Here is a 24082-nt window from a genome sequence, read left to right as displayed (position 1 = left end):
CCAATAAAAAAATATTACAGGATATTTTTATCTTTTATTATTTTTCCATTACATTTGATTCATCAATTAGCGCAAAGATGTTTTCCAAAGCCTGTAAATACGCAATCAATTCCATGGTTTTTCTGGCCACTTTACCGGATGGCAAGGAGCGTGCTGGCATCAAGGACATTGCTTTTGCAATAAATTCTCCGGAAGCTTTTACTGCTAAAATCCTCCAAACTTTGGTAAGAGAAAACTTACTCCTCTCTATAAAAGGTCCAAATGGAGGATTTGAAATCAGCGATTTAGGTAAAAAATCAACTCTTTATAGGATTGTGCAAGTCATTGACGGGGATTCGATCTTCGTGGGCTGTGCACTGGGATTACAGGAGTGTTCAGAGTCACATCCCTGCGCGGTGCATCATAAGTTCAAAGCTATCCGGGATCACCTGACCGGTATGATGATGACCACTACGCTTCGGGATATGGCACTTGGGATTCAAACTGGAGTAAGCTTCTTGAAAACTTAAAAAATTTACTTATATAAAAGATAAAAAGATCCTTTAAAATTAAATCAAATGGCAACTATCATAGACAAAAAAGTAGGCAAAATTGTAGCAGAGAATTTCCGGACTGCCAAGGTATTTACAGAATATGGAATAGACTTCTGCTGTAAAGGAGGAGTCAAACTATCCGATGCCTGCAGCACAAGAGGGCTTAACCTGGAAGAGGTGGTCGAAAAGCTCGAAGTAATCATGCAAGTAGCGGATCAGAGCCCCTATCAGGAAATGTCTCTCAGCCAATTGATTGACCATATTGTGAGTGTCCATCATAAGTATGTGGAAGAGACTCTTCCAGCTTTGAAATTTTATCTCGATAAAATAGAGCGGGTTCATGGCGACCGCCATCCGGAATTGAGTTCAATCCGGAAGGAGTTTTTCGAAGCTGCAGATGCGCTAACCATCCATATGAAGAAGGAGGAATTTGTGCTTTTCCCTTACATCAAAGCAATGGAAGATGCCAAATCCAACAGCTTCCCGCTTTCAAAGCCACATTTTGGACATATCGAAAACCCGATATCTACGATGGAAGAAGAGCATGACACAGAAGGGGAGCGTTTTCGAAGAATTGACTCCTTGACACAGGGTTTTACTTCTCCTGCGGATGCCTGTCAAACTTACCGGGTAGCATTTTCTATGCTGCAGGAGTTTGAGCAGGATTTACATACCCATATCCACTTGGAAAACAATGTTTTATTTCCAAAAGCTATGGTGCTTTATTCAGAATTAAACGCTTCATAAACAAAGTTCTATTAGTTCAAATATCATGAGGATTTCACAACCAAACGAGCTCTTTATTCGCATCTGGAACCGATGGGCGGTAGGATTTTTCCTGATCGCTGCGCTTTTAGGGATGACCATGAGAGCATTTTACATCGTGGAAATCCCTGTTCTCGAATACCGTCATATTCTCCATACCCATTCTCATATAGCCCTCTTGGGATGGGGATTTATGATGCTGATCGGAACCATGATATTTGAGCTGGAAGGAAAGGAAAACTTTGGAAAAAAATACGGAGGGCTATTCATCGCCTTGCTGGTTTCCCTGCTCGGAATGTTGTTCTCCTTCCCAGTGCAGGGCTATGGAGTGGTGAGTATTTCCTTTTCCACCTTGTTTGTGCTCCTTTCCTATGCATTCATCTTCAAGCTTTGGAAGACCCTTGGACAAAGAGAAAACACACTCGGCATTCGGCTTATTCGATGGTCTCTAATCGGGTATCTGATCTCAACCTTTGGCCTATGGGCTTTGGGGCCTGTGACGGCTACTTTGGGAAGAATGCATGAAATGTATTTCATGACCATTCAGTGGTTTTTGCACTTCCAGCTCAATGCTTGGTTTGTACTCGGTACGCTCGGCTTAATCGTTTTTTTTGCCGAAAAAAGAGGTATTAAGATCTTAATTTCCAGCATTCAACAAGGGCTTTTAATAGGTTCTGTATTCTTGACTTTTGCCTTGGCAATTACCTGGGCGGAACCATCGCCAATCTTCTTCTGGATCAATTCCTTGGCGGTTTTGATTCAAGCCTTGGCGTACTACCTTCTTCTTCAAAAAATCATAAAGATTCTTCCCGGGCTTTTCCTTCAGCCCTTTCCCAAAATGCTGATTGTTCTTGCTTTGGTAAGCTTGGTTGCAAAGGCAATTCTTCAGGTTCTTCTGGTATTTCCGGAGGTTGCTGTGATTTCTTATACCATCCGACTGTATGTCATCGGCTTCCTTCATCTGGTTATGCTGGGAGCAATGACTTTCGGAATAGGGGGCTTAGCCCTGGAAGAAGGCAGACTTCCTGCTACGCTTTCTTCCAAAATTGGATGGAGCCTCATTTTGGGAGGATTTCTGGGGACCGAACTTCTGCTCTTTGGGCAAGGCACTATGGTCTGGATGCAGTGGGGATACCTTTCGTGGTATCACTTGGGACTGTTTGTTTTTTCCGCCCTCTTCCCTTTAGGTCTTGCCTTGTCCTTTATCAGTCTGTTTTCTGAAAAATATGTCCAACCTCAATCAATCTTAAAGTATCCCAACTCTAATCAACTCAATGTCGAAACTATGAAAAAAGTAATGATTTGGTCAATGGGCATCATAGCGATGCTGATGACCTCCTGTGGTGGCGGAAGCGAATCTCAGTCTTCCTCTTCCGAATCGGGTTCCCCTGCTGAAGCCGCTGCGCCCGCTGCCGATCCCAAAGGGATAGGCGAAATAAAATCTGTTGATCTCGGATCGGGCGTCGACGCCTCCTTGGCTGACCAGGGAAAGGCTATCGTGGACATGAAGTGCACCGCCTGTCACCAGCTCAATGACAAGCGACTGGTCGGTCCAGGATTCCAAGGAGTGACCAACCGACGTCGTCCGGAATGGATCATGAATATGATTACCAATGTGGACGTGATGCTGGACCAAGACCCCGAAGCACAAAAGCTTCTGGAAGAATGTCTTACCAGAATGCCAAATCAAAATATCTCCATGGATGATGCAAGAGGTATTCTGGAGTTTATGAGAAAAAATGACGAAGAAAAAGCAGGCCAGCGCGATGCTGCCGTGAAATAACCCAGTTAAACTAAAATCCAAATGAAAACAAACAAATGGCTACTTGCTGCAGGTCTGATTGCGGCAGCAATAGCGCCCGGATGTAAGCCCAAAGGAGCCCAAAGTGCCATCACAGGTGATGCGGCTGCTAAGGTCTATGTAGCGCCAGGACAGCATGATGAGTTTTACAACATTGTCTCTGGTGGTTTTAATGGTCAAATGTCCGTCGTAGGTCTTCCCTCCGGTCGGGTATTGAAAATCCTCCCTGTTTTTTCCGTTCACCCGGAAAACGGCTGGGGATATTCGGAACAATCCAAGCCCATGCTCAACACCTCTCTGGGATTCGTACCCTGGGATGATTTGCACCACATCGCTATTTCTACCACCAATGCAGAACATGATGCTAGATGGGCATTTGGAAATGCAAACAATACCCCTCGGATTGCAAGGGTAGATTTGAACAGCTTCAAGACGGTGGAGATCATAGAAATCCCTAATTCTGCGGGTAATCACTCATCTCCGTTTATTACTCAAAACACCGAGTATGTAGTGGCAGGTACTCGTTTCTCTGTGCCCGTTGGGGATAATCAGGACGTGTCCATTGACTCCTACAAGGAGAACTTCAAAGGGTATATATCCTTTATCGGGGTGAATCAGGAGACAGGAGAAATGAATCTTTCATTCCAGATTGAAGCACCTCCTTTCAATTTTGACTTGGCCCGAGCCGGTAAAAATAAATCTCATGGGTGGTTCTTCTTCTCCACCTACAATACCGAAATGGCCCATACGCTTTTGGAAGTGAATGCTTCTCAAAAGGATAAGGACTTTATCATGGCGGTCAACTGGAAAAAAGCAGAAGAATATGTGAAGGCGGGAAAAGGGACCAAGAAAAAAGCAAGGTATGCACATAACAAATGGAATGAGGAAACCCATTCTGCTACCTCCACAATGATGGAGGAGGTGTTAACTTTGGACCCAACTGTGTTGAAAGACATTGTTTATTTCATCCCATGTCCAAAGTCTCCACATGGTACTGATACCGACCCAACTGGAGAATACATCATCGGTTCAGGTAAGTTGGCAGCGATCATTCCAGTTTTCTCATTCACCAAAATGCTGGCCGCAATCGAAAAGAAAGATTTTGAAGGAGATATCCAGGGCATGCCGGTTTTGAAATATGAATCAGTACTACATGGCGAAGTTCAAAAACCAGGTTTAGGTCCTTTGCACACGGAATTTGATGGAAAAGGAAATGCCTACACATCCATGTTTGTGTCCTCAGAGATCGTGAAATGGAATATCGAAACCCTTGAAGTGCTGGATAGAGCGCCTACCTATTATTCAGTAGGTCACTTGAGTATCCCAGGTGGACCTACCGGAAAACCTCATGGTAAGTATCTGGTGGCTTACAACAAAATCACCAAAGACAGATACCTACCTACAGGTCCCGAACTGGCCCATTCAGCTCAGCTCTACGATATCTCGGGAGATAAAATGCAGTTGCTTCTCGACTTTCCAACCATTGGTGAGCCTCACTATGCAGAAGCCTTTCCTGCCTCTTTGATCAAAGACCGTCAGGTGAAATTCTATCCTATCGAAAAAAATCACAGCCCTTATGCCCTCAAAGGAATTAATGACGCCCGAGTGGAGCGAAAAGGCAATCAGGTACACGTGTATATGACTTCCATCCGATCCAACTTCCGACCTGATAATATCGAAGGGGTACAGGTAGGGGATGAGGTTTACTTCCATGTCACCAACTTGGAGCAAGACTGGGATGTGCCTCACGGATTTGCAATCAAAGGAGCCAATACTGCGGAGCTCTTGATTATGCCGGGAGAGACTTCTACGCTGAAATGGATACCCGATCGCGTAGGGGTGTTCCCATTCTACTGTACCGACTTCTGTTCTGCACTTCACCAAGAGATGCAAGGCTATCTGAGAGTTTCGCCTAAAGGGTCGAATGTCTCGCTGAAATACTCCACCGGAGACTCTGAATAAAACTATCCACTTTCGCCGGTGGAGATTCCACCGGCGATTTTCACAAATTGATTATGAAATCCCTTAGCCTCACCAATCGGATATTGCTTTTACTGGCGGTATTGACTTTGATTCCTGCGTATTTCACTCCACTTTGGCAGATTAGCCTCTGGGCTCCTCAATATCCTGAGGGTCTGAATATGAAGATTTGGATCGACCAGCTTAGTGGTAATGTGGACCAGATCAACGGCGTCAACCACTACATCGGAATGAAGCATATCGGGGTAGAGATGTTTCCTGAATTCACTTACCTAAAGTATGTGATTGGTGCAATGATCGGACTAGGTCTGATCTTTTTCTTAGTGGGAAAAAGATGGTCGATTTACTCCTTTCTGGGGCTTCTTTCCGCCTTTGGTATTGCTATTCTGGTGGATATGTACCTCTGGGGCTATGAGTATGGCCATGAGCTTGACCCAAAGGCAGCTATCAAAGTAGAGGGAATGAGCTACCAGCCACCTCTAATTGGTTATAAACAACTTCTAAACTTCTTGGCGTATTCCGGTCCTGATACCGGTAGCTGGATATTGATAGGAGGAATGGGCCTCTTGGTATTGGCTGTTTACCTGGATTGGAAAGGAAAATAAATCTCATCCACCTGCTGAATTAAAAACTTTCATTTAACCCAACTGATCATGAAACGAATATTGATTGCTCTGATCCCAATTCTGATACTGATGGCTTGCAATGCAGACCCGCGTCCGATTGTACTAGGGCAGGACGCTTGTCACCATTGCAAAATGACCCTAATGGATCCAAAGTTTGGGGCAGAATTGGTTACAGAAAAAGGGAAAATATTCATTTTCGACGATGTCAACTGTATGCTTGGCTATATGGATTCTGAGGAGGGAAAAGGCCAGGTGTTTAAACATATACTCGTTATGGACTACCTGAATCCAGGCACCTTACTGGATGCCAATTTCGCCCATTACCTCAAATCTCCCGAATTTAAAACTCCCATGGCTTCTGAAGTGGTTGCTTTCCCGGACTACCAATTATTAAAAGAATATAAAGTCAAAAATGGTGGGGTGTACCTCGCCTGGGGAGAATTAACCACTCAATTTAAGTGATGCTCAAACTCAGAAAAGCCATGAACCGAATCTTTCCATTTATTTTGACTTTGTGCCTTTACGCCATCCATGCTGAGGCAGGCAAGATCATTCTCAAGCCCGGACAATCCATTCAAGCTGCGGTAGATCGCTCAGCTGCAGGGGATACTTTGATTTTCTCCCCCGGAACCTATCAAGCTTCGGCAGTGAAAATACGAAAGCCTTTGAGTTTAATCGGAAATAATCACCCGGTCATGGACGGTGAGAATAAAGGCAATATTTTTCTGGTAGCTTCCGAAAATGTACTGATTCGGGGCCTGAAATTTATCAGAACCGGGAAATCCAACATGGACGACTCTGCGGCAATCAAGTTCTTCGATTCCAAAAATTGCGTCATTGAAAATAATATTTTGGTGGATACTTTTTTTGGATTACACTTTTCCAACTCCTCAAATCTGACCATCCGAAACAATAAAGTGAATGCATCGGCCAGTCGGGAATTTGAAGTAGGAAACGGTATTCATCTCTGGAAATGCAAGGACAGTCTGATAGAGAAAAATGAGGTCTCTGGTCATCGAGATGGTATTTATCTCGAGTTTGTGACCAATACTCTAGCAAAGGAAAACTTCATCCAAGGCAATATGCGCTATGGGCTTCACTTTATGTTTGCTCATGACAATACCTACCTGAAAAACACCTTCAAAAGAAATGGAGCCGGTGTTGCGGTCATGTATACTAAAAACGTCACAATGCAGGAAAACCGATTTGAAGAAAACTGGGGAAGCAGTGCCTATGGAATTTTGTTGAAAGATATATCAGACAGCAAAGTGATCGGCAATGTCTTTCTGAAAAACACAGTTGGGATCTACATGGAAGGCAGCAGCCGAATCGATTTTAAAGAAAATACTTTCAAAGAAAACGGTTGGGCACTCAAGCTGATGGCGAGCTGTGACCAAAATCTATTCCAAGCCAACAACTTCACAAGAAACACCTTTGATATCAGTACGAATGGCAACTTGGTACTCAACCAACTTAATGAAAACTACTGGGACAAATACGAAGGTTATGATCTCAATCGAGACAGAATCGGTGATGTGCCTTTTCGTCCTATTAATCTTTATAGTGTGATTGTGGAAAAAATTCCTGCATCAGTTATGCTTTGGAGGAGTTTTCTGGTGACCTTATTAGATAGGATGGAAAAAATCCTTCCTACCATGACCCCAGATGAAATGATTGATCATTCACCTAAAATGAGACCCTATGATTTCGGTACATAACATATCCAAAAAATTTGGCAAACTGCAAGTGCTCAATGAGTTCAATCTAGAATTTGAGCTTGGTAATAGCTATGCACTTATGGGGCCAAATGGTTCCGGCAAAACCACACTGATTAAAACCATCCTCGGTATGGTGATTCCTGACAGTGGGGATATTACCGTAGGAAGTCAGTCCATCAAAGGGGATGTATCCTACCGAAAGCAGATTGGATACATGCCTCAGATCGGGCACTATCCAGCCAACATAAAAATCGGGCAGCTATTTTCCATGATGAAAGACATGCGTCCTGAGATCAAAAATTACGATTTGGAACTTGTGGAGGCCTTTGGCTTGGAGGAAATGAAAAATAAAGCAATGGGGACTCTTTCGGGCGGTACTCGACAAAAAGTCTCTGCAGCCTTGGCTTTTCTTTTCCACCCAAGCATTCTCATCCTGGATGAGCCTACTGCTGGACTCGATCCTATCGCGGTGGAACTGCTTAAGACCAAAATCAAAAAGGAACGGGCCCGCGGAAAGCTGATCCTGATTACTTCCCATATCCTTAGTGATTTGGAGGAGCTGACCAACCGTGCGATTTACATTTATGAAGGGGAGGTGTTTTTCTCCAACACCATCGAAGAGCTAAAGGAAATCACCGGAGAGTGCAAGTTTTCTCCTGCCATTGCCAAGCTGATGGAGTGGACCCTGAAAAAGAAGTCAAAAAAAACGATACTGAATCATGTTTAAGTTACTCAAATACGCGCTATACGATATTCTGAAATCACGCTTTGCCATCATTTATACAGTTTTTTTAGCTTTGGTGGCGATTTCGATCTATCAGGTTTCGGACGATCTGAGCAAAGTCTCTCTGAGTCTGATGAACATCATGATTTTATTTATTCCGTTGATTTCGGCGGTTTTTGCTACTACTCATTTTTACAATAATCTGGAGTTTATCGAATTAATGCTGGCTCAGCCGGTAAAGCGGATTCATGTGTTTCTCAGCCAACTCCTGGCCGTTGTGATTATGTTGAGTTTATCTATTTTGCTAGGATTTGGACTTCCTATGCTACTTTGGGGCGCTGATAGCAGCTTAATCACGCTACTGGTTGTTGGAGTAGTGCTAAGCTCAGTCTTTGCAGGATTTGCATTTTTGGCGAGCGTACTTACTAGGGACAAAGCCAAAGCCATCGGTATAAGTTTGGCACTCTGGATTTACTTTTCCTTGGTCTATGATGGTTTAGTCTTGTACATCATTTACAGTTTTGCCGATTATCCTCTGGAAAAAGCCACCTTGGCATTGGTTATGTTAAATCCTGTTGACTTGGGAAGAATACTCATGTTGATGCAGTTGGATATTTCGGCCTTAATGGGTTATACAGGGGCATTTTTCCAACAGTTCTTTTCCAGTGGATCAGGCATTTTTATTGCCACATTTGCATTGTTGATATGGATGCTTGTTCCGAATTATCTTGCTACTCGGATTTTTAGAAAAAGGGATTTTTGATCTAATAGCTTAAAATTAAAACTCAACTGGTTATAAGTTGGGTTGTCTTATACTTTAAGTTTTTAGGAATTTGTTTTCAATTCGAAGGATGTTTTTCGGATGGACAATGCTTTCAATCATTAGTTTGTACATTTTTTTTATCTCCAATTCTCAACCTTCAAAGGTTTTTCTTACTAAAAGGGTTGATAATACATTTTTTTATCAACTGAGATGGGTTTGCGTCTGATCGATCATTAGATCAATTTGAAAAAAATATGGAGATAACTCTGAGATTTCTCAGCGATATCTGAATGAATACTTGGATCACCTGGAAAAGACCCAACAGTTTGGTGGGGGAAATAAGGAGGTGACTAAGCAATTGTTGGAAAATAGAAAGTCGGAGATGGAATAATCTATTATTTCACTCCCAAGAGTCGAAATGGAAGCATAAAAATGCCTCGGACAAAGTCAAATGAAATATCTATGGCAAGTCCCAGCAATTTGAATGGAAGCAAAAGCAACCAGACAAATGGGTAGAGAATTAAAGCTATGATCGCAATGGGCCAGCATAGGACAAGCAAGATTAACCAAAGTAGAAAGTTGAGCATGCTTTTATTCTATCAAGGAAAGTGCCTTTTATTTAAGTGTCTAATTTTTAGCTTCTTAAAATGTGAAGCTTTTTCGTAATGTTTCATTACCGAACAATTCTATGGACAAAAAAATAATTTAAAACATTGAAGTAATATCTTCTTTAAAGTACTTTTTTCGGACCTTTACGGAGCAGATGGAATTATTTAAGAAGCAAAGAAAAAAAATAATTATTTAACAATATGAATACGCCAACAGAGATTTTTGAAAAAGCAGAAAGGCTTATGGATGATTTGGGATTTGATATAATTAAATCAGACAGAAGTAGACCTTGGGGAGGATTTTTGGTAATCAATGAAAACCAAGCTAAAAAGTTTGCCAAGCAATTTTTTCCAGAAGAGGATTTTGAGGCCTTAAAACTTTCCGATAAGCTGAGCCCGAAAATTCTTTTGGTGGCACCCGAGAAAAGACTTAGCTGGCAATATCATTTTAGAAGAGCTGAAATTTGGCGTTGTATAGATGGGCAGGTAAATGTGGCAACCAGTATGACCGATGAACAAAAAGATGTTACTACCCTTCGAAAAGGAGATAAAATCAAATTACAACAAGGGGAAAGACATAGGCTAATTGGGATGAAAGACTGGGGAATGGTAGCTGAAATCTGGCAACATACAGATTCAACAAACCCATCTGATGAAGATGACATTGTTAGGCTTGAAGATGATTTCGGAAGGTAATTGTCTTTTGTTTATTTAGTGAACAAAGCTTAATTCTTGAAGTATAAATTTATGAAAGTGTTGTTTGACCCTCAAATGACACTTTTTTTCATTTGCTAGATACTATTCTTGAAAATGAGATTTTATATTCAGTTGTAAGCGATTTTGGATTTAAAGCTCTGTTGAAATTTTCAATACTTTATGCAGGTCTGAAGTTTTTATCCATGATTCGAAGAAAGAACCTTTAGAATAAAGGAGAACAAATTCCTTTGAATATTCAGCAAAAGTGTAATGAATATGAATTACTTCATTAACAAAGCCTAAGTCACATTCAGTTAGTTTTCTTATGTCCAAATAGAATTTATTAGCGTTTTGTAAAAGTAAAGAAGGAATAACCTCTCTGATTTTTTCAATTTGAGACCCTTTTGCATCTCCTTCCAATTCAATCCTTATAATAGGCTTATTTTCCTTTTCGTCATTATATTGATTAATAGTAACTGTCATTTTTTTATGTATTTGTATTAGTCCTTCAAAATAAAAGGTAATCCACCGAGCTTTCATTTACCTTGAAAGGTTAGTTCATGAGGGTTACGATCTTCCTACAATTGCTAAACTAAGTCATTCTATCCAATATTTTTTAAAGATTTTGGATATAGGCATTATGAGTACCACTTAAGTTAGAAGCTGGGCCGAGTTTATCAAGAGTCATTTACTGTGGAACATTTTAGGATTGGAATCCAGGTTTATTTTTTTTTTGTTCAATTCATAAATTCAATAACTCTTTTTGGCCTATTGAATTAAGGTGTCTTCTTACCCCAAACAAGAAGGATTAGGATTGATGAATTTTTCTCGATTGATTAAAATTAAATATCGCCTAGTTATATTTTTTAAAGAGAAAAATATAAATTTAATTAGACCAAACACCTTGCACTATGAAAATCCTAAAGTATGTGGGACTTATAGTCCTAATCATTATCGCGATTCCCTTGATCTCTGCTCTTTTCATCTCAAAGGATTATGAAGTTGTTGAAAAAATTATTATCGAAAGACCGATTGCCGAAGTTTACGAGTTTACCAAGTATCTGAAAAATCAGGATCAATTCAGCAAATGGGCGCTGATGGATCCCGAAATGGAAAAGTATTATGAGGGTGAAGACGGAACGGTTGGTTTTGTTGCAGGATGGAAAAGTGAAAACCCTGATGTAGGACATGGAGAGCAGGAGATTTTAGCAATCAAGGAGATGGAGAGGATAGATTATGAACTAAGATTCATCGAGCCTTTTGAAAGTACTGACAAGGCTTACTTGGCCTATGAACCTTTAGGCCCTAATCAAACAGAGGTCACCTGGGGATTTGAGGGACGCATGAGTTACCCCATGAATGTCATGATTCCCTTGATGAATATAGAAAATATGCTGGCTGAGGATTTTCAAACTGGTTTATCCAACCTTAAAAAGATTATGGAGAAATAGGTTGAATAAGAATAAGAAATGAAAGCTCAAGTCCATGAAGGATTTGAGCTTTTTATTTTGAAAGCTCGACCAGTCTGCCCACCATGATTCCGGATTGAGTTCTATTTCCTTGAAGATAATCATGTAGGGGAAGTGCAGAGATTTCCACTTCTTTATTTTTGGAGCTGGCATGTAAAAGATGAATTCTTCCATTTTTTTCAATGGCAAAACCCACATGCACCATATCCAAATTGGGGATTGTAGTGGTGATGGCAATGATGTCTCCTGACTGAATTTTTTCTTCCACTGAGTGGATTTGGTCCTTGGGAATAAAATAATAAGACCTTTTTGCTATTGCAGATTCTATTAAGCGCAATTGATCAACATTTGCTTTTTGACTCAATTGGGGATAAAACTGTGGATTTTCAGTCATAAATGAAGGCTTGTTGGTATAAGAAATCCCACCTATTGCCTGAGTCATATCCATGACAATTCCTTTTTGCTCATTGTCATAAATCCAATCTGAGAAATAATGAAGTCTACTGGTATAGCCTTTGTTTTCTCCTTGTCTGTATCGAATCTTCTCTAATTCTTCTTCAAAGTTTTTCATGCTGAATTTCCCCATTTGACTTATTCGGGTGAGCCCAAGGACAGTTTCCACAAATGTAGTGCAATCCACACCCATTAGATTGATAACCAATTGCTCAGGACCTGGAACCTCCAATGTTTTCTCCACATAGGGAGTTTTTAAAAAAGACTGACCTATCTCAATAGCTTGGAGATGGATGGGATTGTTTGGATTGTTTTCTTGAGAGAGGTTTTCAAGTGTGCTTTCTAATTTTTCCCTGCTTTGAAGGTCGCAGACAGTCTGAGCAGAGAGTTCAAATGATAGAATGAAAAAAAGTATAAAAAAGCGTTTCATTAGGAAAGGAAGTTTAGAATTATTGAATTGACCAGATTTGAATAGGCACTGCGCATTGAAGGTACAAAGTATTTTTTTTGACCACTTTTAATAGGAATTAGAATTTAGATCGACTTTGTGTTCCTTGAAATTAAAATAGCTCGTTTTCTATGACTTAAAGTGAAAGCTTAAAGCCCCCATTGATTACAAATCCATCCACAGGAGCATAAATGTCCCTGAATTGGGGATCACTGATATTTCCTGTGAAAATGGTGTCAAATCTGGTTTGTCGAGTATCTAAGAAGTTTTCGAAATTGAGAAATAAGGAAAAGGATTCCCCCAATTTTTTTTCTGTCATCAGGCCCATAATCCAAAAAGATTTGCCTGTTTCACCATCGTTCAAAAGCTGTGGACTGTAGTAATAAGCTTCCAATCCTATCCAAAAATTATCATGCTTCTCATACATCAACACATTATTCAGCCTATGCTTGGCTACTAGGGGATAGGGGCTGCTTTGATTTTGGAAGCTCTGGATTACATCTGCAAAGGTATAGCCCGTAAATAGCTTCAAATCCTTATAATTCCATTTTAAATTCAGCTCAAGACCTTGGGTTCGGAAGTAGCCTCCGTTTTGTTGAAATTCGAATACAGCGCCATTTCTGACTAGCAATAATGGGTCTTGAATTCGGGTATAAAATAGCAGGCTGTTCATCACCAGGGACAGTTCTTCACCTAATGAAACCTTGTAGTTAATATCAAAATTTGCTCCTCCAGACCTTTCAGCTTCCAGTTCCCTTGGATTAATTGGGAGAATATTTCTGAATTGGAGACGCTCAGCATCTTCCGTAAAGACTGTCGGGGACTTGTAACCCAATCCTCCTCCTAATCGAAAAGTCCATGCATTTGAGGGTTCGTACATGAATGAAATCTTTGGAAGGGGAAAAACGCCATAGTCTTTCTGATAATCCAATCTGAACCCAGACTCGATAGTCCATTTTTCAGATGTATTCCAGATGTTCTGAACAAATGCCCCTACGGTATTTAGCGTGTAATCGAGATTTTGATTCAAATTCCCTTGCTGCTGTGTAAAGCGATCTGTCCAGAGATTTAGACCGGTAATCCATTCAGTTTTAGAGTTGGCAGTGCTAAGATTGATCTCGCTGAAGGATAGCATTTGCCTTCCAGAAAATTGATAATCTGGAATGAAAATGCTCCTATCATAAAAGCTAAAAGTGTTTTTAAAAGTTAGCCTGGAGTTATCAGCGAATTGATTAAAATATTTCAGTTCGGTGGATATTCTTTCAGTCTGATTTTCTTCGAAATAAGGGTTTGCTACAGATTCGCCATGGATAAAGTCAACATTTCCACCCAATCGTTTTTCAGTCATCAAATTCAGTCCGGCTACGATTTCAGACCGTTCATTGACCTCCCAAAATAATTTTGGATTGAGCGTAAATCTATCAAATTTCGGAATTGCTGTCAGGCCAATATCTGCAGGATCATAGGCTGTACCCTTGTTGTAAGAAGTGAAAATAGTAGTCCCGAACTTTTCACCTTTGGCCGAATAAAAGGCGCTTGCATCCAGGCCAAGCGCAGAGGTTCCATTGAGCATCAAAGAAAGTTCTGGACTCTCTCCCGGAGTTTTTGAAATTAGGTTCACTAGCCCGGCAATAGCTCCCCCTCCGTAAAGGGTGGAAGCAGATCCTTTGATGACTTCCACCTGTGCCAAGTCCAAAGGCGCAATTTGCATAAGACTCAAGCCTCCGGAATAGCCTGAATAAAGTGGTAATCCATCTCTTAGCAGTTGGGTGTATTTCCCGTCCAAACCTTGGATCCGTATGCTGGAATTATAGCTGGTGGCAGATGTTTGTTGGGTTTGTATACCTGTACTTTCATTGAGAAGCATACGAATATCTCCGGGTTTCATATTGCCCTTTTCAGACAGTTCTTCGCCAGCGATAATCTCTACCCGGGTGGGTACATCTTCTATTACTCTACTGCTACGATTAGACTGAACGACCAATTCCTCCAGTTCTTCATCAGCATGTTTGAGGAAAAATATTTCCGGTGCACTTCCTGCTTCCAGTGGAATAGATCGCTTGAATTGTATGGGTTGGTAGCCTAAAAATCTGATTTCAAATAAATAGGTACCATCAGGAATATTGTCAATCTGAACCATCCCAGACTCATCTGAAATGTCTCCTATCCCCAATGTTGGAATTGAAATGCTGGCCCCAGGGAGAAAATCTTTGGTTTCGTAGTCTTTGATTTGAGCTCTAAAGCTATGTTGCGCCAGAGCCTGATTTATGCAGAAAAAAGTAATAGCCAGGGTTAGAAGTTTCATGCTTCAAATGTATCAATCCTGAGCCTGAGAAAATTGAATTTTTCCAAAAAGGGAGAAAATTAACTCTGATCTGTCTACCGCTCAGAGTGAAGGATAATTTGACGGAATTTTATATGTTATAACTAATTTTCTTAAACATTTTGGGTGTAAAAGGCTTTTATAAGTAAACCAACGTATTGATTTTAACATGAAAAGATTCACATTTTTATTTGTTTTTATGATGGCATGGGTGCTGGAAGTCAACGGACAAACAGCTACTACTGCTAAACTTCAGGAAACTTTGGAAGACCTGGTTAGCCTAGATAGATTGGTGAGACAGGTTCATTGGAATGCACGAGGAACTGCTGCCTATTCCTTACATGAGCTAACAGGCGAGTTTCATGCGGAACTGGATTCGCAGCAAGATATTTTCGCTGAGCAGCTTTCAATATTGGGTGTTGATCCTGTAGTCTCTTTTGAGAAGTTGACCCAAAACGTACACGCAGTTCCCAATGCCAATCAAAAGCATATGAGAAAAGCCGGAATTGATTTATTGATTAAGCACTACCAACAAATGATTAATCAAGTCAAGGAAAGAATGAAAGGAATTGATGATCTGGTGGTTGAGGATCATTTTATCGGCTTAAGAGCCATGCTGGAATTACAGCAATGGAAACTGAAACTGGAACAAGAGATTTAAAAAAAAGCTGCCATTTGGCAGCTTTTTTTATGTTTAATTCTCAATGGTCACTATCAATTTTTGAATAACAATTAACTCAATAACTAATACCTATTCACTAATAACAAATAACTATTCACCAATAACTAACCCCCGTTTCACAGATTCTCAATAGCCTCCTGAATCGAATGCTCACCCTCCAAGATTTCAAAGGAAGAATTGCTTGCAATGTTTTTATTCAGCACATAAATAAGGGTTCCTGCCACATCTTCTCTGGAAATCTTTCCTCTTTTATTGAGAGCATAAGCCGCTTGAATTTTTCCCTTTCCAGCATCATCGGTTAAACCACCAGGCCTGACTATGCTGTAGGAGATACCGGATTTTTTCAAATACTCATCTGCCTCATGCTTCGCCTCCAAATAAAAATGAATAGGGGAGTCCGGGTCTGGATTACCGGCACCCATGGAGCTCAGCATCACATATTTTTCAATTCCGTTTTCTAGAGCTAAATCCACACTTTTTTTAGCGCCTTCCTGATCTACTGCAATGGTTTTATCTTTTCCTGTGGAGGAACCTGAACCTGCTGCGAATACCACTAAGTTCATGTCCTTGTAGGCACTGGAAAAGTCCTTCTCCAAATCTCCCATTACTGTAGGAACTCCCAGTTTTTCAAAAAACTCCTTCTGAGATTCTTTTCGGATCATGGCTGTTGGCTGATAGTCCTGTGAGTTTGCTAATTTTTCGCAAATCAGCCTTCCTGTAATTCCATTAGCTCCGATAATTAATACATTCTTTTTTGACATGTTAAAAATGTTTAAGATTAGAAAATTGATTTATAGGATTTTATCTGCTTGAACAGAATTAGCTTAAAAGCGAAAACCCCAAAAGCTTAAATACATTTACTAAACCTACGAGAAGAGGAAAAGTTACTTTTTTTCGTTTTGATAGGCTTTTTCATATTGATTGTGAATCACCATGATCACCAGGCCAAAACAAATAGCTGCCAGAATCAGAAAATTATTCATCAATCCTTCCACTGAAAAAGAAAGGCGAATCAATATGGTCGACACGATGAAACCGGAGTTTCTCATGACTTTGTGAAACTCATCCGTATAATAAAAAGAGGCCAGTAGAAGTATGACATCGACTATAATCAAAATCATAAAGAATTCGTCAAAAAATATGGCATTGATATTTTTGAATGATGTACCCAAATTGCTTTCAGGGAATAAAATATAAGTACTCCAGCTTCCCAGGGTATAAATCGCAATGCCCAATAAAATAGGAACCAGTATGGTTGCAGTTAATTTCTTGAATTGAATGAAAGCTTTCAGTTCTGCTGACGGGGCTGTTTTGATACCTTCCGTTTCTTGCTTTTTACTGTTTTTGTAAAAGAGCAAAAGCAAAAAGAACAAAGCTACCGATGTCAGGAGGTCATAGGTAAATTGGAGATCATCTTTGATTTGAAACCAATCAGAAGAGAGCTCCAAGGTGGCTAGGTCTTTAAATAACCTACGGATTATGATGAGAGAAATGATCTCATACTGTTTGCCGATGTAGGTAGTAAATGACTTGGGTAAAAAATAAACCAGTAGATAAACTTCATAGACCAGAATAAAGGAGAAAGGGGTATAAATCGCTGAGATAGGATTTTCGAAAAGCTCGGACTCAACTTCATAAAATCCTAAATCTGCTAAAAAAATTAAGATTAAATGAATGATAAAACTTCCAATAGCAATCCCTAAAATCCAACCTTCCCCTTTAGCCTTAGTCTTTTCAGAAAGCAGCTTGGTGTATAGACTATGAAAAAAACTTGGTATTCGCATGTATGAAGGTTTTATGCCATTGACATAGACTTAATACGAAACTGGATGAATTGTTTAATAGTTTGACATTAAGCAGATTGACAATTGATCAAGGTCCTTCTCAAAATGAAAATGCGATTTTATAATTTCGAGAAAATAACTGTTTGCTTTCTTGCTAATCAAAATAACTCCCGATAGCTTTACGTCTTGTAATGAATAAGATGCTCCGATTTTTATTGGCCTTCGTAATTTTCCTATCCCTCGGAATAGGTCAAGTTGCATCTATATTTCTTTTTCCCGAGCATCAGGAATATTCCTATAATGAGGAAGGAGTTCAATTGGATGAACCCATTCTTCCTTTGTCAGATCAGGCCATTTGGTTGGTACCTGATTCTTCCATAGAAAGAGGAAGTTTAAATCTGACTTCTGAGACAGTGGAAGAAGAAACGGAGGATAAAAACTCCCATTTCTTTTTACTTATTCAGGTTGCTCTTTCTTCTCTTTTCTTTTTCTTATTAATCGGAAGCTTCCGAGCTTATTTGACCAAGTTCTTGTTGTTTAATAAGAACTTCTCATTCACCCTTCCCTGTAGAATACACCTGTCAAACAGTGTTTTGACGATATAGGATTTTTCGTCAATTGAGCAAGCCTTGCTCAATTAGAGCATACCTCTATTGGAAATCAGAAACAATAAACCCTTGTGTCATTCCTTGGCATTGACTTGGGCTTAGTCTCATGTTTATGCGCGGAGTGGAATTTCCATCACTCAATTACTTACGAAAAATCATCATGAATAATCATAGATTAACATTGATTGTGGGCTTGTTTGCGCTTTTATTTCAAACAGCCTGCGATTCACATCATCAATCCAAAGAAGAAGAATCAACTTTTTTGGTTACCAGTCCAATTATAAAGGACACAGTTATTTACAAAGAATATGTCAGCCAAATTCATTCTATACAGCATATAGAATTAAGAGCTTTAGAAAGAGGTTACCTTCAAAATATTTATGTAGATGAAGGTCAATTTGTAAAAAAAGGGCAATTGATGTTCCGCATCATGCCATCTATCTACAAAGCTGAAGCACAACGTGCGAAGGCCGAGGCTAATTTTGCAGAAATTGAATATCTCAACACTAAAAGCCTGGCAGATAATAATGTGGTTTCAACCAATGAATTGGCCTTGGCACAGGCAAAATTTGAAAAAGCAAAAGCAGAACTGAATCTGGCTGAAACACATCTTGGATTTACAGAGATTAGAGCTCCATTTGATGGCATTATGGGGCGTTTTCTGGTAAGACAGGGTAGTTTACTGGATGAAGGAGAGCTCCTGACCACACTATCAGACAACAATCAGATGTGGGTTTATTTCAATGTGCCTGAAGCCGAATATCTCAATTATGTTTCCTCTAATACGCTGGAAAAGTTACCCAATGTGATTTTGCAGATGGCTAACAACAAAGAGTTTGAGGAAAAAGGAAAAATTGAAACTATTGAGGCAGATTTCAATAATGAAACAGGAAATATTGCCTTCCGGGCTACTTTCCCGAATTCTAAGAAAATCCTTAGACATGGAGAAACAGGGAATATCAAAATGCCTGTTATTTATGAAGATGCCTTAATAATACCCCAAAAGGCTACATTCGAAATTTTGGATAAAAAGTTTGTTTTTGTTGTGGATCAGGATGGTCTGGTTAATTCTAAACAAATAAGGATTTTGACCGAGCTACCTCATCTTTATATCATTGCTCCGGATTTAGGGGAAGATGATAAAATTCTGATCGAAGGGCTCCGAAAAGTAGAGAACAAACAGCGGATCAAATTTGATTTCATCCATCAGGAGAAGGTTATAGCCGAGCTAAACGGATTACATGCTGAGTAAAGCAAAAATTTAATCACAGGTAAAATGTTTAGCAAATTTATACAGAGACCGGTATTGGCGATAGCCATATCGCTCGCCATCGTATTTCTGGGTATTCTGGCCATAGCTACCAGACCCATTTCCCAGTTTCCTGAAATTGCACCTCCCCGGGTAAATATATTCATCGCCTATCCAGGATCAAGTGCAGATGTTTTGGTTCAGTCTACGCTTATCCCCTTGGAAAGAGCGATCAATGGAGTTCAGGGGATGCAATATCTGATTTCGGATGCTACCAGTGCGGGAGAGGCAACTATTCAGATTGTTTTTGAACCCGGAACTGATCCCAATGCGGCTGTAGTCAATGTCAAAACGAGGGTGGACCAAGTAATGAATAATCTCCCGCCTTTAGTGCAGCGGGAAGGAGTAATTATTACCCCTATTCAGCCAAGTATGCTGATGTATGTAAACCTTTTCAGTACAGATAAAAATGCTGATGAGAAGTTTTTGTACAACTATGCCAATGTGCACATACTACCAGAACTGCAAAGAATCAGCGGCATGGGTAGGGCTCAAATCCTAGGAAGTAGACAATATGCAATGAGGGTTTGGCTTAAGCCTGACCGAATGAGAGCTTACAATATTTCTACCGAAGAGGTATTGGCCTCCATAGATGAGCAAAGTGTGATCGGTAGACCGGGCCGCTTGGGTCAAGCATCCGGAAAAACGGCTCAATCTCTGGAATATGTTCTAACCTATAAAGGCAGATTCAATAAACCTGAGGAATACGAAGAGATTATTGTAAAAGCGAATCCTGAAGGCGAAATCATCAAACTGAAGGATATAGCCGAAGTGGAGCTTGGCAGTGAGTTTTTCGATATCTATTCCAATAAGGATGGTTACCCAGCTGCCTCCATCGTATTAAAGCAAAATATCGGAAGTAATGCCAGCAAAGTTATTGAGCAAGTGAAAAGCAAACTGGAGGAAATGGAATCTGACTTTCCTCCGGGGATGAGCTATGAGATTAATTATGATGTGTCCAAGTTTGTTAATGCATCCATTGATAAAGTGATGCATACCTTGGTGGAGGCCTTCATATTGGTTGCCTTGGTAGTCTTTTTATTCTTGGGGGACTGGAGGTCCACCTTGATTCCAGCAATTGCAGTTCCCGTTTCCTTGATCGGAGCCTTTGTGTTTATGCAGCTTTTTGGTTTGACGATCAATTTGATCACCCTGTTTGCATTGGTATTGGCTATCGGAATTGTGGTTGATGATGCCATCGTTGTAGTGGAGGCGGTACATGCAAAAATGGAAGAAGAACACCTATCTCCCTACAAGGCTGTGAAAAAAGTGTTGGGAGAAATCAGCGGTGCAATCATTGCCATCACCCTCATCATGACTGCTGTATTCGTGCCAGTGGCCTTTATGACTGGACCTGTGGGCGTCTTTTACAGGCAGTTTTCCATTACCATGGCCAGCTCCATTGTGCTATCAGGTGTGGTTGCATTGACCCTAACTCCGGTTTTATGCGCGATGATCTTAAAAAACAATCATGGCAAAGCAAGAAGAAAATCTCCTGTTGATCGCTTCTTGGATTGGTTCAATAGAAAATTTGAAAAACTTACCGGAAGATACGTTTCATTACTTCGCCTGATTGTGAATAGGAGAGTGGTGACTTGGGGAATTCTAATAGCATTTGGATTGGGAATTTTTGCAGTCAATGAAAAACTTCCTTCTGGGTTCATCCCTAATGAGGATCAGGGGATGATTTATGCCATTATTCAAACTCCTCCGGGATCTACCTTGGAGAGAACCAATGAGGTTTCCAGAAAGCTTCAGGAAATTGCAGAAGAGGTGGATGGAATTCAATCTGTTTCCTCATTGGCAGGATATGAAATCTTAACCGAGGGAAGAGGCTCCAATGCAGGTACTTGTTTGATCAACTTGAAAGATTGGTCTCAGAGACATCATTCTGTTAGGAAAATTATTCATGAACTGGAAGAGAAAACCAAAGATTTGGGAGCTGTAATCGAATATTTCGAACCGCCTGCTGTTCCCGGATACGGTTCATCTGATGGTTTTTCTCTGAGAATGCTAGACAAAAACAGCACGGTGGATTATCAAGAGTTTGATCAGGTTAATTCGGAGTTTATGACAGAATTGAAAAAAAGGCCTGAGCTCTCAGGGCTCTTCACTTTTTTTGCTGCCAATTATCCTCAGTATGAGCTGATTATTGATAATGAATTAGCCATGCAAAAGGGAGTGTCAATAGGTAAGGCCATGGAAAACCTTGATGTTTTGATTGGTAGTACCTATGAACAGGGATTTATCCGTTTTGGAAATTTCTTCAAGGTATATACCCAATCAGCTCCTGAGTACAGAAAACTTCCCAGTGATATTCTGAATCTTTTCATCAAGAGCGAGCATGGAGAAATGGTGCCTTACTCAGCCTTTATGAAAATGGAGAAAAAGCAAGGGCCTAATGAGATCACTCGATTCAACCTCTATACTTCTTCCTCTATCAAAGGAGTTCCTGCTCCAGGATACACCAGTGGGGATGCGATACAGGCCATTCAGGAAGTGGCGGAAAAAACTCTGCCAAATGGGTATGATATAGCATGGGAAGGACTTTCCTACGATGAGGCTAGAAGAGGAAATGAAGCACTCTATATTTTTATTGTAGTACTGATTTTCGTGTACTTGGTCTTAGCAGCGCAGTACGAAAGCTTCATAATTCCTTTGGCTGTAATATTCTCCCTTCCTGTGGGGGTATTTGGATCTTTCTTACTTCTAAAAATGATGGGTTTGGCGAATGATATCTATGCACAGATAGGCCTTATCATGCTAGTGGGCTTGCTAGGTAAAAATGCCGTCTTGATAGTGGAGTTTGCGGTGCAGAAGCATCAACAGGGATCATCGGTTTTAGAAGCAGCGATAGAAGGAGCTAAAGTCAGGTTTAGACCTATTTTGATGACTTCCTTTGCCTTTATAGCAGGTCTGATTCCTTTGGTGATAGCTACCGGCCCTGGAGCTATCGGAAATAGGACAATCGGCTCCTCCGCCATGGGAGGGATGTTGTTTGGGACAATTTTCGGGGTACTCATTGTACCCGGGCTCTACTTCTTATTTGGCAGCTTGGCCGAAGGTAGAAAGCTAATCCGGGATGAGGATGAAAACCCATTGAGCGAGGATTTTGTGGGCTCTGGAACCCGAAATTCTTTATTGAAGAAAATCAAAAAATTACTGTCTAAAAACAATATCAATCATGAAGAAGTCTAATTTCATTCAATTGTGGGCAGTCGTTTTTGTACTGCTCCTGAGTTTTGCCTGCAAAGTTCCGGAAGCAGCTTTGAGGCAAGAAAATAAGGAACTTCCTCTTGCTTACAATGCATCAGGAGACTCTATCAATTCAGCTCAAATTCCATGGAGATCTTTTTTTGAGGACCCCAATCTGAAAGCTTTGATCGATTCTGCTTTAAGCAGAAATCAGGAGTTGAATATTTTCCTGCAGGAAATTCAAATCGCCAATAATGAGATAAAGGCCAGAAAAGGAGAGTATCTCCCATTCGTCTCGATTCAAGGGGGAGCAGGTGTGGATAAAGTGGGCAGATATACCCGTTTTGGTGCACTGGAAGCTACGACCGAAATCAAAGAAGGGAAAGAGTTTCCAGAGCCATTTACAGATTTGATGGTTGGAGCTTTTGCTTCTTGGGAATTGGATGTTTGGAAAAAGCTCAGGAATTCCAAAAAGTCAGCTGTTTTTGAATATTTAGCAACTGTGGAAGGGAGAAATTTCCTAATTACAAATTTGGTGTCTGAAATCGCCAGTTCTTATTTTGAATTGATGGCTTTGGATAATCAACTGGAAATAATCAGTCAGACCATAGAAATCCAGAAAAATGCCTATGAGACTGTCAAACTTCAAAAAGAAGCTGCAAAGGCCACAGAGTTGGCGGTAAAGAGGTTTGAAGCCGAATTGGCTAAAAACAGAAGTTTGATTTACGCGATTCAACAGGAAATCACAGAAACTGAAAACCGGATTAATTTCTTAACAGGTAGATTTCCTCAGCCCATTCGGAGAAGTTCAGCTTCGTTTTCCGAGTCCAGTCCTAAGCTGGTGCAGGCTGGGATTCCTTCTCAGTTATTGATCAATAGACCGGATATCAGGCAGGCTGAACTGGAATTAGCTGCAGCCAAATTGGACGTGAAAGTAGCGAGAGCCAATTTCTATCCTTCTTTCAGGATTACAGCAGGTTTGGGTTTTCAAGCCTTCAATGCCAGGTATTTACTGACAAGTCCCGAGTCCATGCTTTACGGATTAGCGGGTGATTTGATGGCTCCTTTAGTCAATAGAAATGCTATTAAAGCTCAATACCAAACTGCAAATTCAAAGCAACTGCAAGCAGTCTACGAATACGAGCAACGTATTTTAAATGGATATTACGAGGTCTCCAATCAGATGGCAAAAATTTCCAATTTGGAGCAAAGTGCCAATTTGAAAGCCAGACAGGTACAAGCTTTAACGGAGTCCATAGCAATTTCTTCCAGCCTTTTCCGATCAGCTAGGGCGGATTATATGGAGGTGCTGCTCACTCAGCGAGACGCATTGGAGTCCAAAATGGAATTGATTGAAACCAAAGCCCAACAAATGAATGCTATGGTGCATTTATATCAGGCTCTGGGTGGAGGATGGAATTAGGTTGATAAAGATGCTTGGCGAAAGCATAACTGAGTGATGATTTATTCTAAATTCAAAAACCGTCCTACAGCGTTGTGGGATGGTTTTTCTTTTTTTGCAACTGTTCATAAATCTTTCCCCCTATGACTTAGCCAGTTGATCGATAAGTTGTGAAAAAACATTTTTGAGCATAGA

At 40.5% G+C, this 24082-nt stretch carries 22 protein-coding genes; 16 read left to right on the top strand and 6 right to left on the bottom strand.

All coding sequences use genetic code 11. The features are described from left to right. The first annotated feature begins 77 nt into the window (after positions 1-77). From B2906_RS18830 to B2906_RS18790, 9 genes are read left to right on the top strand one after another with little or no spacing between them, the layout of a single operon-like run. Positions 78-509, top strand: coding sequence for an RrF2 family transcriptional regulator (locus B2906_RS18830; protein WP_091649252.1), 432 nt, complete (start codon positions 78-80; stop codon positions 507-509). A 48-nt stretch (positions 510-557) separates the two neighbouring features. Continuing rightward, the gene (gene ric / locus B2906_RS18825; protein WP_219956588.1) at positions 558-1280 is read left to right on the top strand and encodes an iron-sulfur cluster repair di-iron protein; all 723 of its coding nucleotides are present in this window, start codon (positions 558-560) and stop codon (positions 1278-1280) included. A 25-nt stretch (positions 1281-1305) separates the two neighbouring features. Then, the gene (locus tag B2906_RS18820) at positions 1306-3081 is read left to right on the top strand and encodes a c-type cytochrome (protein ID WP_091649259.1); all 1776 of its coding nucleotides are present in this window, start codon (positions 1306-1308) and stop codon (positions 3079-3081) included. 21 nt (positions 3082-3102) lie between these two features. Beyond that, positions 3103-5061 (top strand): Sec-dependent nitrous-oxide reductase, encoded by a 1959-nt coding sequence (gene nosZ, locus B2906_RS18815; RefSeq protein WP_091649262.1) that lies wholly within the window; start codon positions 3103-3105, stop codon positions 5059-5061. A 53-nt stretch (positions 5062-5114) separates the two neighbouring features. Beyond that, positions 5115-5684, top strand: coding sequence for a hypothetical protein (locus tag B2906_RS18810; protein WP_091649265.1), 570 nt, complete (start codon positions 5115-5117; stop codon positions 5682-5684). A gap of 48 nt (positions 5685-5732) precedes the next feature. Further along, a complete protein-coding gene (locus B2906_RS18805) occupies positions 5733-6167 on the top strand; it encodes a nitrous oxide reductase accessory protein NosL (protein WP_091649268.1) in 435 nt (144 codons plus the stop codon). 20 nt (positions 6168-6187) lie between these two features. Continuing rightward, entirely contained in the window at positions 6188-7423 is a 1236-nt protein-coding gene (locus B2906_RS18800; protein ID WP_286942401.1) for a nitrous oxide reductase family maturation protein NosD, read from the top strand. Beyond that, a complete protein-coding gene (locus B2906_RS18795; protein WP_286942397.1) occupies positions 7407-8150 on the top strand; it encodes an ABC transporter ATP-binding protein in 744 nt (247 codons plus the stop codon). Before B2906_RS18800 ends, B2906_RS18795 begins: the two co-directional genes overlap by 17 nt. Then, positions 8143-8910: an ABC transporter permease subunit gene (locus tag B2906_RS18790; protein ID WP_091649275.1), complete on the top strand. Its 768-nt coding sequence runs from the start codon at positions 8143-8145 to the stop codon at positions 8908-8910. Before B2906_RS18795 ends, B2906_RS18790 begins: the two co-directional genes overlap by 8 nt. A 395-nt stretch (positions 8911-9305) precedes the next feature. Here the strand turns inward: B2906_RS18790 and B2906_RS18785 are convergent, their stop codons facing one another. After that, complete coding sequence (locus B2906_RS18785; protein ID WP_091649278.1) at positions 9306-9497, bottom strand: hypothetical protein; 192 nt, start codon at positions 9495-9497, stop codon at positions 9306-9308. 222 nt (positions 9498-9719) lie between these two features. On the opposite strand from B2906_RS18785, the gene B2906_RS18780 reads away from it, so the two are divergent. Beyond that, positions 9720-10214: a phosphoheptose isomerase gene (locus B2906_RS18780; protein ID WP_219956585.1), complete on the top strand. Its 495-nt coding sequence runs from the start codon at positions 9720-9722 to the stop codon at positions 10212-10214. Positions 10215-10364: 150 nt separating this feature from the next. Here the strand turns inward: B2906_RS18780 and B2906_RS18775 are convergent, their stop codons facing one another. Beyond that, entirely contained in the window at positions 10365-10697 is a 333-nt protein-coding gene (locus B2906_RS18775; protein ID WP_219956584.1) for a hypothetical protein, read from the bottom strand. A 428-nt stretch (positions 10698-11125) separates the two neighbouring features. Between B2906_RS18775 and B2906_RS18770 the strand changes: the two genes are divergently transcribed. After that, a complete protein-coding gene (locus tag B2906_RS18770; protein ID WP_219956583.1) occupies positions 11126-11665 on the top strand; it encodes an SRPBCC family protein in 540 nt (179 codons plus the stop codon). A gap of 52 nt (positions 11666-11717) precedes the next feature. Here the strand turns inward: B2906_RS18770 and B2906_RS18765 are convergent, their stop codons facing one another. After that, positions 11718-12566 carry an N-acetylmuramoyl-L-alanine amidase-like domain-containing protein gene (locus B2906_RS18765; RefSeq protein WP_219956582.1) on the bottom strand — a complete coding sequence of 283 codons (849 nt, stop codon included), beginning with the start codon at positions 12564-12566 and terminating at the stop codon, positions 11718-11720. A gap of 154 nt (positions 12567-12720) precedes the next feature. Further along, on the bottom strand, positions 12721-14889 hold the full coding sequence (locus B2906_RS18760) for a TonB-dependent receptor (RefSeq protein WP_219956581.1): 2169 nt from the start codon (positions 14887-14889) through the stop codon (positions 12721-12723). Positions 14890-15076: 187 nt separating this feature from the next. On the opposite strand from B2906_RS18760, the gene B2906_RS18755 reads away from it, so the two are divergent. Then, positions 15077-15568: a ferritin-like domain-containing protein gene (locus B2906_RS18755; protein ID WP_286942388.1), complete on the top strand. Its 492-nt coding sequence runs from the start codon at positions 15077-15079 to the stop codon at positions 15566-15568. A gap of 137 nt (positions 15569-15705) precedes the next feature. Here the strand turns inward: B2906_RS18755 and B2906_RS18750 are convergent, their stop codons facing one another. Both B2906_RS18750 and B2906_RS18745 read right to left on the bottom strand, forming a co-directional pair. Next, entirely contained in the window at positions 15706-16350 is a 645-nt protein-coding gene (locus B2906_RS18750) for an SDR family oxidoreductase (RefSeq protein WP_286942385.1), read from the bottom strand. 123 nt (positions 16351-16473) lie between these two features. After that, complete coding sequence (locus B2906_RS18745; protein ID WP_286942383.1) at positions 16474-17373, bottom strand: hypothetical protein; 900 nt, start codon at positions 17371-17373, stop codon at positions 16474-16476. Positions 17374-17573: 200 nt separating this feature from the next. Between B2906_RS18745 and B2906_RS18740 the strand changes: the two genes are divergently transcribed. From B2906_RS18740 to B2906_RS18725, 4 genes are all read left to right on the top strand, one after another. Further along, on the top strand, positions 17574-17978 hold the full coding sequence (locus B2906_RS18740; protein WP_286942381.1) for a hypothetical protein: 405 nt from the start codon (positions 17574-17576) through the stop codon (positions 17976-17978). A 163-nt stretch (positions 17979-18141) separates the two neighbouring features. Then, positions 18142-19233 carry an efflux RND transporter periplasmic adaptor subunit gene (locus B2906_RS18735; protein ID WP_286942379.1) on the top strand — a complete coding sequence of 364 codons (1092 nt, stop codon included), beginning with the start codon at positions 18142-18144 and terminating at the stop codon, positions 19231-19233. 24 nt (positions 19234-19257) lie between these two features. Beyond that, positions 19258-22488 (top strand): efflux RND transporter permease subunit, encoded by a 3231-nt coding sequence (locus B2906_RS18730; protein WP_219956576.1) that lies wholly within the window; start codon positions 19258-19260, stop codon positions 22486-22488. Beyond that, positions 22475-23908: a TolC family protein gene (locus tag B2906_RS18725; protein WP_219956575.1), complete on the top strand. Its 1434-nt coding sequence runs from the start codon at positions 22475-22477 to the stop codon at positions 23906-23908. The genes B2906_RS18730 and B2906_RS18725 overlap by 14 nt, the downstream gene beginning before the upstream one ends. The last annotated feature ends 174 nt before the right edge of the window (positions 23909-24082 follow it).

It is taken from the genome of Algoriphagus sp. UBA3586 (assembly GCF_002376385.1).
In the GTDB taxonomy this organism is placed as follows: Bacteria; Bacteroidota; Bacteroidia; order Cytophagales; family Cyclobacteriaceae; genus Algoriphagus; species Algoriphagus ornithinivorans.
Note: the sequence above shows the minus strand (reverse complement) of the source record. Positions and strands in the feature narration are given on the sequence as shown.

What these genes read in the sequence shown, in the direction of transcription:
- B2906_RS18765 (WP_219956582.1), bottom strand. Translation starts at nt 12,566, where the DNA reads ATGAAACGCTTTTTTATACTTTTTTTCATTCTATCATTTGAACTCTCT.
- B2906_RS18780 (WP_219956585.1), top strand. Translation starts at nt 9,720, where the DNA reads ATGAATACGCCAACAGAGATTTTTGAAAAAGCAGAAAGGCTTATGGAT.
- B2906_RS18735 (WP_286942379.1), top strand. Translation starts at nt 18,142, where the DNA reads ATGAATAATCATAGATTAACATTGATTGTGGGCTTGTTTGCGCTTTTA.
- B2906_RS18755 (WP_286942388.1), top strand. Translation starts at nt 15,077, where the DNA reads ATGAAAAGATTCACATTTTTATTTGTTTTTATGATGGCATGGGTGCTG.
- B2906_RS18810 (WP_091649265.1), top strand. Translation starts at nt 5,115, where the DNA reads ATGAAATCCCTTAGCCTCACCAATCGGATATTGCTTTTACTGGCGGTA.
- B2906_RS18790 (WP_091649275.1), top strand. Translation starts at nt 8,143, where the DNA reads ATGTTTAAGTTACTCAAATACGCGCTATACGATATTCTGAAATCACGC.
- B2906_RS18730 (WP_219956576.1), top strand. Translation starts at nt 19,258, where the DNA reads ATGTTTAGCAAATTTATACAGAGACCGGTATTGGCGATAGCCATATCG.
- B2906_RS18750 (WP_286942385.1), bottom strand. Translation starts at nt 16,350, where the DNA reads ATGTCAAAAAAGAATGTATTAATTATCGGAGCTAATGGAATTACAGGA.
- B2906_RS18800 (WP_286942401.1), top strand. Translation starts at nt 6,188, where the DNA reads ATGAACCGAATCTTTCCATTTATTTTGACTTTGTGCCTTTACGCCATC.
- B2906_RS18745 (WP_286942383.1), bottom strand. Translation starts at nt 17,373, where the DNA reads ATGCGAATACCAAGTTTTTTTCATAGTCTATACACCAAGCTGCTTTCT.
- B2906_RS18795 (WP_286942397.1), top strand. Translation starts at nt 7,407, where the DNA reads ATGATTTCGGTACATAACATATCCAAAAAATTTGGCAAACTGCAAGTG.
- B2906_RS18805 (WP_091649268.1), top strand. Translation starts at nt 5,733, where the DNA reads ATGAAACGAATATTGATTGCTCTGATCCCAATTCTGATACTGATGGCT.
- B2906_RS18770 (WP_219956583.1), top strand. Translation starts at nt 11,126, where the DNA reads ATGAAAATCCTAAAGTATGTGGGACTTATAGTCCTAATCATTATCGCG.
- B2906_RS18740 (WP_286942381.1), top strand. Translation starts at nt 17,574, where the DNA reads ATGCTCCGATTTTTATTGGCCTTCGTAATTTTCCTATCCCTCGGAATA.
- B2906_RS18725 (WP_219956575.1), top strand. Translation starts at nt 22,475, where the DNA reads ATGAAGAAGTCTAATTTCATTCAATTGTGGGCAGTCGTTTTTGTACTG.
- ric (WP_219956588.1), top strand. Translation starts at nt 558, where the DNA reads ATGGCAACTATCATAGACAAAAAAGTAGGCAAAATTGTAGCAGAGAAT.
- B2906_RS18830 (WP_091649252.1), top strand. Translation starts at nt 78, where the DNA reads ATGTTTTCCAAAGCCTGTAAATACGCAATCAATTCCATGGTTTTTCTG.
- nosZ (WP_091649262.1), top strand. Translation starts at nt 3,103, where the DNA reads ATGAAAACAAACAAATGGCTACTTGCTGCAGGTCTGATTGCGGCAGCA.
- B2906_RS18785 (WP_091649278.1), bottom strand. Translation starts at nt 9,497, where the DNA reads ATGCTCAACTTTCTACTTTGGTTAATCTTGCTTGTCCTATGCTGGCCC.
- B2906_RS18820 (WP_091649259.1), top strand. Translation starts at nt 1,306, where the DNA reads ATGAGGATTTCACAACCAAACGAGCTCTTTATTCGCATCTGGAACCGA.
- B2906_RS18775 (WP_219956584.1), bottom strand. Translation starts at nt 10,697, where the DNA reads ATGACAGTTACTATTAATCAATATAATGACGAAAAGGAAAATAAGCCT.
- B2906_RS18760 (WP_219956581.1), bottom strand. Translation starts at nt 14,889, where the DNA reads ATGAAACTTCTAACCCTGGCTATTACTTTTTTCTGCATAAATCAGGCT.